This is a genomic window from Photorhabdus tasmaniensis (assembly GCF_011189505.1).
Lineage (GTDB): Bacteria > Pseudomonadota > Gammaproteobacteria > Enterobacterales > Enterobacteriaceae > Photorhabdus > Photorhabdus tasmaniensis.
Genome location: NZ_PUJU01000022.1, coordinates 41202 through 54232 on the forward strand (window position 1 = coordinate 41202; position 13031 = coordinate 54232).

A 13031-nucleotide genomic window follows, 5' to 3' on the forward strand; every position below is an offset into this window, starting at 1 on the left:
AGTCGATATGAAAAGTATCATCGAACCTGATAATGCTATTGTGGAAGTTAATAACGCATTAAAAGATATTCTATTTCAGTATTTAACCAATATTGATGTTCGTTTTGACCTGCCAGAAATGGATTTAATTCCATCGAAGCCGACAATAAGTGTATTTCTTTATGATATACATGAAGACTTACAATTACGTTCTGCTGAACCAAGGCGTTATAGCCCTGCAACTAATTTATTATTACCGGGATGGGTTAATATTAATTATAATTATTTAATTACCTACTGGCATTCGAGTAAACCATCAGGTGATGGTTGTAGTCCAGATAGTCAGCCGGATAATCAGGCTGCAAAAATAATGACTGGTGTTTTGAACGCATTGATTAATAACCGTCAATTGTCTAAAATTCCCGGCGCATATACCAGAGTGATCCCGCCGCAGGAAAATTTAAATAGCTTGGGTAACTTTTGGCAGGCTCTTGGTAATCGTCCACGCTTGTCTTTATTGTATTCAGTTACCGCACCTGTAAAACTTCAAGATGTTAGAAATATTGTAGAACCGGTTAGGGAGATTTCCCATTCTGTAGTGCAGAAATCAAATTTGGTTAGCGCACAAATAAACCAGGCTTTGTCGGAAAAATTATGTGTTGATTTAGGTGGTACAGAAGATGTACGTTTTGCTCTTGCTAAAGTGAATCTTAAAACTGAATTTACTACAGAGGATAATGAAAATCAGGAAAATGAAAAGGTTATTCTTAAGGTTTCTGGCGTTATTTTTTCGGATTATTTATCTAAGATAAAAAATATTATTTTAACATGGAAAAATAGTCAGAATGCTGTAGTTAATATAAATGGTATAGGTATCTTTGTTGCTAAAGAAAATTTTGATAAACTAATTGAACTCAAGAGAATATGATATTAATGATTTCATAGTAAATATGGAGAGTATTTGTTATTTTCCAACACACAGATGCGTTGTTTAAATGCTTATATTCGGTACGTCAGGTTATCTGGATAATCTCAGATACATTTTAAATAGTTGTGTATTTATCTGGCAATACTCTTCGCTATCTGACTTGTCAGAAATTTCTTGATTTATTTTCGATAATGACAAAAAGGTAGATAATATGGTTCAAAAAGAAGGCAAAGGTATAAATATAGCGGTATTTAAATGTTAAATCATTGTGATGGTAATTTCAAATGCAACAAGTTCAGTGATTATAGAGGGTTTATAAATGTTCAAAAATGATGTTTATGAAAAAACAGTTAAATCTGGCAAAGGTAAAACTCCAGATGGAATGCTATTAGATGCATTATATTTGGAAATCCCTAATGCTAGAGCAGTCATGTCTGCTTATAAGAAAAAGACACCTAATTTACCTGACTTCAATGAAAAGACGCAATTAATCCTCAGTTCTTCAAAGAAATTTGGTCAGCTAAAACCGGCAAAGCAACGTGCTTTCTCTGAATCTGGTTTAAAAGCGGATGGTGTTTCTGACGGAAAATTTATTTATTCAAAAAATGCTTTGTCGAATTTCGCTGCTCATGCGGGATATGAGCATAATGGTCATTATGAAGATGAATTTGTCAATTTTAAGGATAATGATAGAAATTTAGCAGAGGGTAAATTATTTCCTGGAATTAACTTAATCAGGAGGCCATTAATAGAAAAAAACAAAGAAACAAATGAATGGGAAATAAAACAAATAGAAGTAGGTGCTTATAAGGTTAGTGATATTGATTCTTTTATTTTAGGGATAAGTAATATGTATCGTGAAGCAGGTACATCTTTACATTCAATAACAGAATCCCTGATCAGAAATCATGTTATTAACAATGACTATGTATTACCCACGATGGCAGGTATTGCTGGTCTACATGCAGAGGTACAAGCACTTAACCGTTTATTTATTTTAGAAGATAAAAGGGCCGGGAAAGCTATTGGAAGCCGAAAAATAGGTGAATATATGCGGGATATGCTGAAATCATCTATTTTCACACAGCGATTAACAACAAAACAAGCTGGAGATGATTTTGCTGCTTGCCATAATTGTTCTGGAATATTGTCAGCGCCAGCTAATGTTATTACTGGTAAGGTGGAAAGTGCGGGCAGTAATTTTTCATCAACATTATCTCGATATAATAAATCACAAGAATCACCAATATAAAATAGTATTTTATTAAATGGATGGTTTATCATGGTGCTTTATTTTAAGGATGAAGTGCCATTGTTTTATATTCTTAATAATGAATATGGGCTATATTTATTTTTTTTTCGGAATTGAAAATATAATAACGATTGCACTATTTAATCAATAAATAGAAGTTGGAATTATTCATATCTTCGGAAATTGAATTTATTCATTACAGTTGGAATATATAAACGATTATTCAAACTTTCCCAGAGACAAAGTATTATTTTAGCCATCTTAATTATTTATTAAAGAATAATTATGAATTATTGGCAGCGGATTAACTTGGAGGTGATAATATATAATGCTAATAAAGTAAAAATCAAAAGAAAAATAACGCCTATAATTTTTTTATCATAAATGGTTGGTATGAAATATGAAAAAATATGAAATGTTGACGTTAAGGCGAGATCTCGAGTCACTAGGTTATAGAAAAAAGAACAACCCATTTTTATGGGAACAAAATAAGGATGCTGTTCATGAAAGTCTTTCCAATCAGTTCCCTAATAGTCGAAGGAAAAAGAATCATCTTAATGATCTAGCAGAGTATTGCTGGCTGGTTTATCGTAAAGCCCTTTTATCAACGGGGCCAATGTTAATTGGTCGAGCCAATGATCTTTGGCAAGACAAATTTCTTAAGCCACTTGGACTTGGTAAAGGAATAAATGAGAATTTATGGAACCAAAATGCCCAAGGAAATATGCTGGTAGTAGACAAATGGTCTGGTGTAATAAATGACTGTTGGGTACTTGGTGGTATTCATAGGCATGCGGACTTTCATCTAATGTCAACCGCAGCCCCTGCTAATTTATGGAATCACGAAGATGGCTACCATGTAGTTACAGCAAGAGAAATATTAGGTCTTCTCAATTTTGGCTATAAACGAGAAAAACGAGGGGAACAAGTGATTTATACATGTAAAAATTATTCTTCTGCCGATAGAGCGGGTCTTCTTCCCTATAATATTTTAATGAAAAATGCAATAGGACAGGGCCCTTCTTCAATTACAAAGCTCATTTTTGAACAAGTGACAGGTTTTAACGAGGAAATTAGAGCATTTGATCATTCTAGTTTAAGACATGTGTAGATAAGCGTAGTGTGTTATTTATGCCTGAGGATTATGTGAGTTACTTCATCGTAGAAGATTTTATCACTCCTCAGGCATTGAACTTCCTTCTTATTTTTAAACTGTTCTGCTGGTTTTAAAAGTGAACGAGATACCAGCCCAGAAACGATATAATCTTTATGACTTGTTTTAACCATCAATGGCCCTCCTGAGTCCCCGCCGCCGACACCTCCATTTTGATTACCAGAACAAATATTTATTTCCGGATCGTAATGTGTATCAGGGTATCCCGCAGGAACTTCGATACTTTTCTTATCATCAAGGATATCTTCATCTATCCCATTGAGTTTTGCAAAAGCATCACTGTTTGCATCTCGGTTGAGCTTGATCAGTGCTATGTCATACCGTATTTGCCATATTTTCTCTTGGTTATTTCTGTGCTTTGAGAAGCCAATCCAGACCGTTTTCAGTGTGGCCGGCGGGGTGATATTCGCAACCTAGCCACTATCGGGTTCATGACGCTCCGGCACAGAGGCAATTTGGATGTGGCTGAATTTTCCCCATAGGCGTTCAATCGTGCGCAGTAAATCCCCTTCTATAATCTGGCATATCACGGGTATTAATCGGTTCAATTAATATATTGATATTATGTTCTGCCACCACATCTGTGGAATGTTGAATATTTCTGATATAACACTCACGCTGTTGTTCCGGTGTAAACGGTTTATTCAGCTTTCCCGCCATAGCATGAATCTGGTTGCAATCCAGTGCTAACGCGTATTTAAGGGCAGTTGTTGCACCTTCCGGCTGGGGTGGCATCAATGGTTTTCCGGTATCATTCTTATTTTTTATGATTATTTCACACGCTATTTTACAAATATACGACTGTCATCACATTAGCGTATCCTATGCGCGAAGTTTATTTTTCTGGTAATTATTTGATTTATAAAGTTTATGTTGAATTGTTGTGAAATGTTAACTTTTACATAAAGGTGTGATGAAGAAAGGGTGCACGAGTTCTGTTTTACTCATCCCCGTAGCATTTTGTTGTTTCGCTGCGCTCAACTCGAACCTTGGCGAAGGTTCTCAACCTTCCCCCAAGCGGGGAATCTGCATTTATGGCTTTGATTGGATATTCAGGAATAACATGTTTGTGATGGTGGTGGGGGAAGGATGACTCGTCACTTCGTTCCTCGCCCTGCGGGCCAATGCGTCGCAAGCGCCGCATTGTTGTTTCGCTGCGCTCAACTCGAACCTTGGCGAAGGTTCTCAACCTTCCCCCAAACGGGGAATCTGCATTTATGGCTTTGATTGGATATTCAGGAATAACATGTTTGTGATGGTGGTGGGGGAAGGATTCGAACCTTCGAAGTCTGTGACGGCAGATTTACAGTCTGCTCCCTTTGGCCGCTCGGGAACCCCACCAAATTTTGAAAAGTATCATTGTTGCTTACAGCGGGCGGAATCATATCAAATGAACCGCCCCTGTAAAGTCTATATTTGAAAATAAGTTACCGTATGCTGTTTTTTTGCCCCGAGCGAGTCAGTTGTAAGCAATAAGTCAAGGGCTTCTTCTGCTAAAGAATGACTGTGCGGTTTCCATAAACAAAAACCCGTTGGGCAAGTACCCAGTATAAAGCATGGCTCAGGACGTTTTTTTCAACATCCCGGCCAGCCCTCATCATGTCTTCCGCTGTGTATGTATGGTCTATATTAATGACATTCTGAGTAATGATTGGACCTTCATCCAGATTATCATTCACGTAGTGGGCTGTTGCTCCTATGATTTTTACACCTCTTTCATATGCCTGATGATAAGGGCGGGCCCCGATAAATGCAGGTAAGAAGGAGTGGTGAATATTAATAATCTGATTTGGGTAATGCTGGACAAATTCCGGTGTCAGTACCCGCATGTATTTGGCAAGTACTACGTAATCAGGTTTGTACTGGTCGATCTGGGCAATCAGTTTTTCATCATGTTGCTCACGGGTTAAACCTTCATGGCTGATTAAATGGAAAGGGATACCAAATTGTTCAACTAATGATTGTAATGTTGCGTGGTTGCCGATAACCGCAGCAATTTCAACATCAAGCCCATCGTAAGCGCTTTTCATGAGTAAATCCCCAAGGCAATGCGCTTCTTTTGTCACCATAATAACAATACGCCGCCGCCCAGCAGTGTTTAATTCCCGCTGCGAACCCACCGGTAGCGCGTCATCTAAGTCAGCAAGAAATGTTTCATCGTTGAAGATCCCTTCAAGCTCAGTACGCATGAAAAAGCGGCTGGTGTGATGATCGACGAATTCATTATTCTGAACGATATTCAGTTGGTGCTTGTAGCAGATGTTAGTAATTTTGGCGATTAATCCTTTTGCATCAGGGCAAATAGTGCGCAGAATTTTCTTTTGTACATGTTGGTGTTGCATGAATAGGGTGATCCTTAAATCTTTTTCACTTTTTGTCTGTGGTGTTTAACCACAACATTTTTTGTATTTTTTACCTGAACCACATGGACAGGGGCTATTACGGCCAGTTTGAGGTTTAACGCCGTCAATATAATACCACCGCTGGTCTATGCGAAGAAAACGTGAACGTTCATGAATAAGTTGTTTATCCTGGGCTTTTTGATCAAGAAAGCAAGTTGAAAATTCAACATAGGCTTCGTTATCGTTTTTACCTTTTTCAGTTGCGATAATATTTAATCCGAGCCATTGGGTAGCAATAAAACTCTGCTCTATATCTGAACGCCACTTTTCAGCCTGGCAGTCAGGATGCCAACTGGCAATAAGGTAATCCGCATTATGTTTTACATAGGCACTGTATCTGGAACGCATCAATGATTCGGCGTTTGGGGCAGGTTTTGTGTTTTTGAGATAAGCAGAACAGCAATCCGCAAAATCTATTCCACTGCCGCAAGGGCATAACTCTGTCAAAATAACTCCAATTGTAAAGGGTGAAATACCATTTTATGCGCTTTCTATTGCAAAGAAACGTAAGAGAACAAATGATAGTCACTTTATTGAACTAATATAATTGATAGTACCTAAAAACAGGTGAAAGTCGCAATATTAAGCTAAAGGAGCGTGTTTATGGAAAAAGCACTGGCAGGTAAACAGATTCTGGTTGTAGAGGATGAACCTGTTTTTAGTTCTTTGCTGGCTGGGTATTTGCGAACGTTGGGTGCCAAGGTATTGGTCGCATCTAATGGCGCTATTGCACTACAGGTTTTGGGACGTGAAGCTCATATTGAACTTATTTTATGTGATTTAGATATGCCGGTGATGAACGGCATTGAATTTGTTGCGAAATTAACTAATGAGGGGATTAATATTCCAGTTATCATTATTTCAGCAACTAACAAGATGGCAGAGGTTGATGAAGTGCTTCGTTTAGGTGCAAAAGATGTTTTATTAAAACCTGTTGCCGATCTCAATGAGATAAAAAAAACAGTGCTGGCCTATTTACATCCAACTGTTTTTATGTCTGGTGCAATTGAACAGAATAACTTGAATAAAGATTGGTTAACGCTGAAACATAATTCAGATGAAGCATTAAATATGTTTAAGCAGTTACAACCCCCGGTTTCTCAGGTGATTGCTCACTGTAAAGTCAATTACCGAAAATTAAATATGATTGATAAGCCAGGATTAATTCTCGATATGGCTGCGTTATCTGACAATGAATTAGCTTTTTATTGTCTGGATATCAGCCGTTCAACAGAGTACGGTGTGATTTCAGCATTATTACTCAGAGTTGCATTTAACAGTTTGTTACAAGAGCATATCACCCATCATTCCCGGCGTTTACCCAGTATGTCAGGTATTCTAAACAGGATTAATAATTTGTTGGAAGATGCTGGATTACAAGGGCAATTTCCATTGCTGCTTGGCTATTATCATACAATCAACAAAACGGTTCTGCTTACTTCCGCAGGGTTACATGCCAGTATTAAGTCGGGTAACCACCAAATCCAATTAGATAGTGGTGTTCCTCTTGGGACGTTGAGAACAATTTGTTCGAACCAGGTTTGTTCTCATAGTGCTGAATGGCAATGTCGGATTTGGAATACAGATAGTCAAATAAAATTGATGCTTTCTTCCATATATTCCGGGTGAATATTACCAAGGTGAGATTTTGTTTAAAGCAGATATTAAACATCAAGTCACGGTGATGTAATTAGACAGAATGGCGCTGTTTATCGGATAGAATTAGCTGGTATACTCAGTTCATTCTGCTTGGAATCTACCAGGCTATTTTATTTGTCGCTCTTTAGTGCAAAGAGCGAATTTAGCACGGCGCAGATAAAAGCGATAACTTTTGAGTGTACTATTAATGTGACCAGAAAGGCGGACAAAGCGATGTGTTCTGTGTATACGTCGGTTTTTGTATGTTGTCCGCACTCTCGATTTATTGACAAGAATGGTCTGCAATAATGACGCCTTATTGGAATAGGTTCTTAAAGAGCCAGCACTGATTTTGAGTTGAAGACGGGTTTGTTTCAGCCAAAAAACATCAGGAGAAAAGATTAATGCCATCAGTAAGTAAAACAGTAAAGAAAGCCGTTATTCCCGTCGCCGGATTGGGAACAAGGATGTTACCTGCTACGAAAGCAATTCCTAAAGAGATGCTGCCCTTAGTGGATAAACCTCTTATTCAGTATGTTGTTAATGAGTGTATTGCCGCTGGCATTAATGAAATTATTCTGGTGACTCATTCATCAAAAAATTCAATTGAAAACCATTTCGATACCAGTTTTGAGCTGGAGGCTATCCTTGAGCAAAGGGTGAAACGTCAGCTACTGGATGAAGTTCAATCTATTTGTCCAAATCATGTCACTATTATGCAAACTCGCCAGGGAATTGCTAAAGGATTAGGTCATGCGGTGTTATGCGCCAAGCCCTTAATTGGCGATGAGCCTTTTGCGGTGATACTCCCTGACGTTATTCTTGATGAGTACAGTACAGACCTGACTAAATATAATCTGAGCGAGATGTTGGTTCGTTACAATGAAACGGGAGCCAGTCAGATATTAGTAGAACCTGTACCTCATGAAGATGTTTCCAGTTATGGTATTGTCGATTGTCGGGGAGAAAATCTGCAACCCGGTGACAGTAAATCTATCAGGTGTGTGGTCGAAAAACCTGAACCCAAAGAAGCGCCGTCAAACCTTTCTATTGTTGGTCGTTATGTGTTGTCTGAAAAAATTTGGCCATTATTGGCAAAGACAGCACCAGGTGCCGGAGATGAGATTCAACTTACCGATGCTATTGCCATGTTAATGGAAAAGGAGCCCGTGGAAGCTTATCACTTGCGCGGGGTAAGTCATGATTGTGGTAATAAGCTTGGTTATATGCAGGCGTTTGTCCAATATGGCATGAAGCATCATGCTTTAGGCAAAGAGTTTACTGATTGGTTAGTGGCTTTGCAGGATCAAGCTAAATAATAATTTTGTGGAAATTGTTAGGTATCATATGAAAGTTACGGTATTTGGTATTGGCTATGTTGGCTTGGTTCAGGCTACGGTTTTAGCTGAAGTAGGGCATGATGTCCTTTGTATTGATGTAGATGAAAATAAAGTTGAAAATCTGAAAAATGGTCAAGTCCCCATTTTTGAGCCGGGTTTAGCGCCACTGGTTAAGAAGAATTATGAAGAAGGCCGCCTGAATTTCAGCACTGATGCAAAGGCCGGTGTTGCTCACGGTAAATTACAGTTTATTGCGGTAGGTACACCTCCGGATGAAGATGGTTCAGCGGATTTGAAGTATGTCTCCGCCGTTGCCCGTACTATTGCCGAGTACATGGATAGCTATAAAGTTATTATTGATAAATCTACGGTTCCTGTTGGTACAGCCGATAAAGTTAATGCGGTTGTTAATGAGACTCTGAGTAAACGCAATATTGATATCCCGTTTGATGTGGTTTCTAACCCTGAGTTCCTTAAAGAAGGGGCCGCTGTTGCAGATTGTATGCGTCCTGAGCGGATTATTATTGGGTGTGACAACGACAGAGTCGTTGACCTGATTCGTGAATTGTATGAGCCATTTAATCGTAATCATGATCGTATGATTGTGATGGATATCCGCAGTGCGGAACTGACGAAATATGCCGCCAACTGTATGTTGGCAACGAAAATCAGTTTCATGAATGAGATCGCGAACTTAGCTGAAATGCTGGGGGCGGATATTGAGCATGTTCGTCAGGGAATGGGTTCTGATCCCCGTATTGGCTATCATTTTATCTATCCGGGCTGTGGTTATGGTGGCTCATGTTTTCCGAAAGATGTGCAGGCGTTAATTCGTACCGCAGAGCAAATTGGCTATCAACCCAGGATCCTTCATGCGGTAGAACAAGTGAATGAACGGCAAAAGAGTAAATTACCTTCTTTTGTTAAACGCCATTTCGGTGAAAATTTATCCGGCAAGACATTTGCAGTTTGGGGGTTATCGTTCAAACCGAATACCGATGATATGCGTGAAGCATCCAGCCGTGTTTTGATGGAAGTCTTGTGGCAGGCAGGTGCCAAAATACAGGCTTATGATCCTGAGGCGATGCAGGAAGCTCAACGTATTTATGGTCAGCGTGATGATTTATCATTGATGGGTACCAAGGAAGCGGCGCTGAATGGGGCGGATGCCCTGATTATCTGTACTGAATGGCAAAGTTTCCGTGCGCCAGATTTTGATATCATCAAAGGGTCTCTCAGGACGCCCGTTATCTTTGACGGGCGGAATCTCTATGATCCTGAACGCCTGCAATCCCGTGGTTTTACTTATTATGGGATTGGTCGTGGCGCATCCATTAACCCGGTTATCTGAGTAATACGATGAAATTCTTAGTGACAGGTGCTGCTGGTTTTATTGGTTTTCATGTGAGCCAGCGATTATTGAAAATGGGGCATGAGGTTGTGGGTATTGACAACCTTAATGACTATTATGATGTGAATCTTAAACAAGCACGGTTAGATTTATTATTTGATAAGCCGGGCTTTAAATTTGAAAAGCTGGATTTAGCTGACAGAATAGCCATTTTTGATCTTTTTGTGCGGCATCAATTCCAGCGGGTTATCCATCTGGGCGCTCAGGCGGGTGTTCGCTATTCGTTGCAAAACCCAATGGCTTACATTGATTCGAATATAGTTGGGCATATCAATATCCTGGAGGGTTGTCGCCATAATAATGTTGAGCATTTATTATATTCTTCTTCCAGTTCTGTTTATGGGTTAAATAGAAAGCAACCGTTTTCGACAAACGATTCAGTTGATCACCCAATTTCACTATATGCGGCAACTAAAAAATCAGATGAATTAATGTCTCATTGTTACTCTCATCTTTATCAGTTGCCAACGACAGGCTTGCGATTTTTCACCGTATATGGCCCGTGGGGGCGTCCTGATATGGCTTTATTTAAGTTCACTAAAGCGATGTTATTAGGGCAGCCTATTGAGGTTTATAACCACGGTAACATGGTTAGAGACTTTACTTATATCGATGATATCGTTGAATCAATAATCAGGTTGCAAGACATCATTCCTGCATCAAATGAGCGCTGGATGGTTGAGGATGGGCAAATATCTGCCAGTTCTGCTCCTTACTGTATTTATAATATTGGTAATGGTCAACCAACTAGACTAGGTGATTTTATTGAGGCGATAGAAGAGTCATTAGGCATTCAGGCTAAGAAAAATTTTATGCCCATGCAAGCTGGGGATGTTCTATCGACCTGCGCTGATTCAAGTGACCTTTTTCAAAAAATAGGATTTGCCCCCAATACGCCGCTAAAGCATGGCGTGAAGCAGTTTGTAGAGTGGTATTTGAATTTCTATCATCAATCCAAATAAGAAAAAGGAGCCATTGGCTCCTTTTCTATTGAATCACTGACAGCGACTTAAGAGAAGTAAATAACTGTACCTGATTGGTTATTAATTTGCCTTAGCATTGGCTAAGTTAGTCACTAGCTAGCGTTGCTTCACAACAAAGAAATGACACCTACAGGTTGTTATTTGATTAAATGCCTGCCAATGATGTTTAAGCTCATATAACAGGCATTAATACGTTTGTCAGTTAAACCGTTTATATAATAAAAATACCCTTGTAAGAGGGTATTTTTATAATTAAATCAATTTAAAAACAACATGTTAGAGCAAGAAGCTTTCCAGAGTTTTTCCTTCGTCTTCAATTGCTTTTTTGATAACAGCTGGTGTACGCCCCTGACCTGTCCAGGTTTTAGTTTCACCGTTGGTATCAACATATTGGTATTTAGCTGGACGCGCAGGACGTTTTGTTTTACCAGCAGATTTGCCGGCGCTCATTGTCTGAAGCAATTCACTTGGATCAATTCCTTGATCAAGAATCATTTTACGAACTTCTTCCAATTTGCGTGTACGTTCCTCTAATTCAGCTTGTACCTGACTTTCTTCTTCACGACGCTCTTCAACAGCGACGGTCAGTTTTTCAAGTATTTCTTCTAAGAACTCAAGTTCACATTCTCTTGCTTGAGCTCGTAAAGTACGGATGTTATTTAGGGTTTTTAAATCGCTCATTGTCCTGGTCTCAAATTATAATGATGATGGCTGATGTGGATATAATAATAGAATGCTATTTTATTTTCTGCAATAGTCATTTTCTCATATTCGGATAAAATGACTCTTTTTTTTAAACGTAATTTCTTTACAAAAGTTATATAGCGCTTTTTATACAGCTATTTCGATTGTCATTCCACAATAACATGTTCAGGGTACCTTTAACAAAGGGGGGCATGATTATCTCTCTAATTTATAAACCAAGCATATACTAAATCGGTAAGTAATTTTAACTGTTTCTTATCATACCTGCTAAGGCAAAATAATACTAAGTTAAAAAAAACTTATGACTAATCCATGAGTTATCGTCGATTTTCTGTGACTATTTTCTGGGAGTAAGTCACGCACATTATTAATTTGTATACAATATGCAACAAATCAGTCTGGCTTTCATTTCTTAATTTAAACATGAACATTTGTCGTTTAAATGCGCTTTATTACCCATTTGATGTGATCAAGGTCATGAATCATTAAGACATCATTAAGCTAAATATTTCTGTATATCAATCGGTAAAGCTTACTGAGATGGATAATCACCACTAAAGTTTATGGTAAACTCATCTGACTATATGGCTTTATAGATTTTGTTAAGAGGCAGGGCTAATGGCTCAACTTTATTTTTATTACTCCGCAATGAACGCCGGAAAATCGACATCACTGTTGCAATCCTCTTATAACTATAATGAGAGAGGGATGAGAACGCTGATTTTTACCGCAGAAATTGACACCCGGTTTGAAAAAGGAAAAGTCAGTTCTCGGATTGGATTATCTGCTGATGCACTTTTGTTTAGCCAACAGACAGATATTGGTGAGTTAATCAGAAATGAAAATATGTGGGAAAAAGTGCATTGTGTGCTGATTGATGAGTGTCAGTTTCTCACGAAAGCACAGGTTGAACAGCTATGTAAAGTGACTGACTACGATGATATTCCGGTTCTTTGCTATGGGCTGAGAACGGATTTCAGCGGAGAGCTTTTTAGTGGTAGTCAGTATCTTTTGGCGTGGGCTGATAAGCTAGTTGAGCTGAAAACTATCTGCCATTGTGGGCGCAAGGCAAGCCGTGTATTACGTTTTGATGGCGAAGGTATGGTCATTTATGATGGCGAACAGGTTGATATTGGTGGTAATGAGAAATATGTGTCTGTTTGCCGTAAGCACTATATGGATGCTATCAGTAAGGCTAAGGAAAGACGAAGATAAGGAT

At 38.7% G+C, this 13031-nt stretch carries 12 protein-coding genes, 1 tRNA gene and 1 other RNA gene; 8 read left to right on the forward strand and 6 right to left on the reverse strand.

The genetic code is table 11. The features are described 5' to 3' along the window. The first annotated feature begins 7 nt into the window (after positions 1 to 7). The 3 genes from C5471_RS12095 to C5471_RS12105 all read left to right on the forward strand — a co-directional run bounded on the left by C5471_RS12095 (position 8) and on the right by C5471_RS12105 (position 3270). Complete coding sequence (locus tag C5471_RS12095) at positions 8 to 907, forward strand: Pvc16 family protein (RefSeq protein WP_133812916.1); 900 nt, start codon at positions 8 to 10, stop codon at positions 905 to 907. A 319-nt stretch (positions 908 to 1226) separates the two neighbouring features. Then, positions 1227 to 2159 (forward strand): YwqJ-related putative deaminase, encoded by a 933-nt coding sequence (locus tag C5471_RS12100; protein WP_133812917.1) that lies wholly within the window; start codon positions 1227 to 1229, stop codon positions 2157 to 2159. A 400-nt stretch (positions 2160 to 2559) separates the two neighbouring features. Beyond that, the gene (locus C5471_RS12105) at positions 2560 to 3270 is read left to right on the forward strand and encodes a hypothetical protein (protein WP_133812918.1); all 711 of its coding nucleotides are present in this window, start codon (positions 2560 to 2562) and stop codon (positions 3268 to 3270) included. Positions 3271 to 3819: 549 nt separating this feature from the next. Here the strand turns inward: C5471_RS12105 and C5471_RS24345 are convergent. The 5 genes from C5471_RS24345 to C5471_RS12130 all read right to left on the reverse strand — a co-directional run bounded on the left by C5471_RS24345 (position 3820) and on the right by C5471_RS12130 (position 6182). Further along, a complete protein-coding gene (locus C5471_RS24345) occupies positions 3820 to 4068 on the reverse strand; it encodes a TIM barrel protein (protein WP_242688682.1) in 249 nt (82 codons plus the stop codon). A 338-nt stretch (positions 4069 to 4406) separates the two neighbouring features. Beyond that, positions 4407 to 4543, reverse strand: a non-coding RNA gene (locus C5471_RS12115) — RtT sRNA. 46 nt (positions 4544 to 4589) lie between these two features. Beyond that, a tRNA-Tyr gene (locus tag C5471_RS12120) sits at positions 4590 to 4674 on the reverse strand. A 152-nt stretch (positions 4675 to 4826) separates the two neighbouring features. Next, positions 4827 to 5675, reverse strand: coding sequence for a formyltetrahydrofolate deformylase (purU, locus tag C5471_RS12125; protein ID WP_133812919.1), 849 nt, complete (start codon positions 5673 to 5675; stop codon positions 4827 to 4829). 45 nt (positions 5676 to 5720) lie between these two features. Next, on the reverse strand, positions 5721 to 6182 hold the full coding sequence (locus C5471_RS12130; protein ID WP_133812920.1) for a YchJ family protein: 462 nt from the start codon (positions 6180 to 6182) through the stop codon (positions 5721 to 5723). 156 nt (positions 6183 to 6338) lie between these two features. Between C5471_RS12130 and rssB the strand changes: the two genes are divergently transcribed. The 4 genes from rssB (at position 6339) to C5471_RS12150 (ending at position 11086) form a co-directional block, all read left to right on the forward strand. Then, complete coding sequence (rssB, locus tag C5471_RS12135) at positions 6339 to 7364, forward strand: two-component system response regulator RssB (RefSeq protein WP_133812921.1); 1026 nt, start codon at positions 6339 to 6341, stop codon at positions 7362 to 7364. A gap of 413 nt (positions 7365 to 7777) precedes the next feature. Beyond that, the gene (gene galU / locus C5471_RS12140) at positions 7778 to 8692 is read left to right on the forward strand and encodes a UTP--glucose-1-phosphate uridylyltransferase GalU (protein ID WP_133812922.1); all 915 of its coding nucleotides are present in this window, start codon (positions 7778 to 7780) and stop codon (positions 8690 to 8692) included. A 28-nt stretch (positions 8693 to 8720) separates the two neighbouring features. Next, complete coding sequence (locus C5471_RS12145; protein ID WP_133812923.1) at positions 8721 to 10064, forward strand: UDP-glucose dehydrogenase family protein; 1344 nt, start codon at positions 8721 to 8723, stop codon at positions 10062 to 10064. A gap of 8 nt (positions 10065 to 10072) precedes the next feature. Further along, entirely contained in the window at positions 10073 to 11086 is a 1014-nt protein-coding gene (locus tag C5471_RS12150; protein WP_133812924.1) for an NAD-dependent epimerase, read from the forward strand. A 297-nt stretch (positions 11087 to 11383) separates the two neighbouring features. On the opposite strand, the gene hns is transcribed toward C5471_RS12150, so the two are convergent. Then, positions 11384 to 11788: a histone-like nucleoid-structuring protein H-NS gene (hns, locus tag C5471_RS12155; protein WP_133812925.1), complete on the reverse strand. Its 405-nt coding sequence runs from the start codon at positions 11786 to 11788 to the stop codon at positions 11384 to 11386. A 642-nt stretch (positions 11789 to 12430) separates the two neighbouring features. Between hns and C5471_RS12160 the strand changes: the two genes are divergently transcribed. Then, positions 12431 to 13027 carry a thymidine kinase gene (locus tag C5471_RS12160; RefSeq protein ID WP_133812926.1) on the forward strand — a complete coding sequence of 199 codons (597 nt, stop codon included), beginning with the start codon at positions 12431 to 12433 and terminating at the stop codon, positions 13025 to 13027. Positions 13028 to 13031: the final 4 nt, after the last annotated feature.

What these genes read in the sequence shown, in the direction of transcription:
- C5471_RS12095 (WP_133812916.1), top strand. Translation starts at nt 8, where the DNA reads ATGAAAAGTATCATCGAACCTGATAATGCTATTGTGGAAGTTAATAAC.
- C5471_RS12100 (WP_133812917.1), top strand. Translation starts at nt 1,227, where the DNA reads ATGTTCAAAAATGATGTTTATGAAAAAACAGTTAAATCTGGCAAAGGT.
- C5471_RS12105 (WP_133812918.1), top strand. Translation starts at nt 2,560, where the DNA reads ATGAAAAAATATGAAATGTTGACGTTAAGGCGAGATCTCGAGTCACTA.
- C5471_RS24345 (WP_242688682.1), bottom strand. Translation starts at nt 4,068, where the DNA reads ATGCCACCCCAGCCGGAAGGTGCAACAACTGCCCTTAAATACGCGTTA.
- purU (WP_133812919.1), bottom strand. Translation starts at nt 5,675, where the DNA reads ATGCAACACCAACATGTACAAAAGAAAATTCTGCGCACTATTTGCCCT.
- rssB (WP_133812921.1), top strand. Translation starts at nt 6,339, where the DNA reads ATGGAAAAAGCACTGGCAGGTAAACAGATTCTGGTTGTAGAGGATGAA.
- galU (WP_133812922.1), top strand. Translation starts at nt 7,778, where the DNA reads ATGCCATCAGTAAGTAAAACAGTAAAGAAAGCCGTTATTCCCGTCGCC.
- C5471_RS12145 (WP_133812923.1), top strand. Translation starts at nt 8,721, where the DNA reads ATGAAAGTTACGGTATTTGGTATTGGCTATGTTGGCTTGGTTCAGGCT.
- C5471_RS12150 (WP_133812924.1), top strand. Translation starts at nt 10,073, where the DNA reads ATGAAATTCTTAGTGACAGGTGCTGCTGGTTTTATTGGTTTTCATGTG.
- hns (WP_133812925.1), bottom strand. Translation starts at nt 11,788, where the DNA reads ATGAGCGATTTAAAAACCCTAAATAACATCCGTACTTTACGAGCTCAA.
- C5471_RS12160 (WP_133812926.1), top strand. Translation starts at nt 12,431, where the DNA reads ATGGCTCAACTTTATTTTTATTACTCCGCAATGAACGCCGGAAAATCG.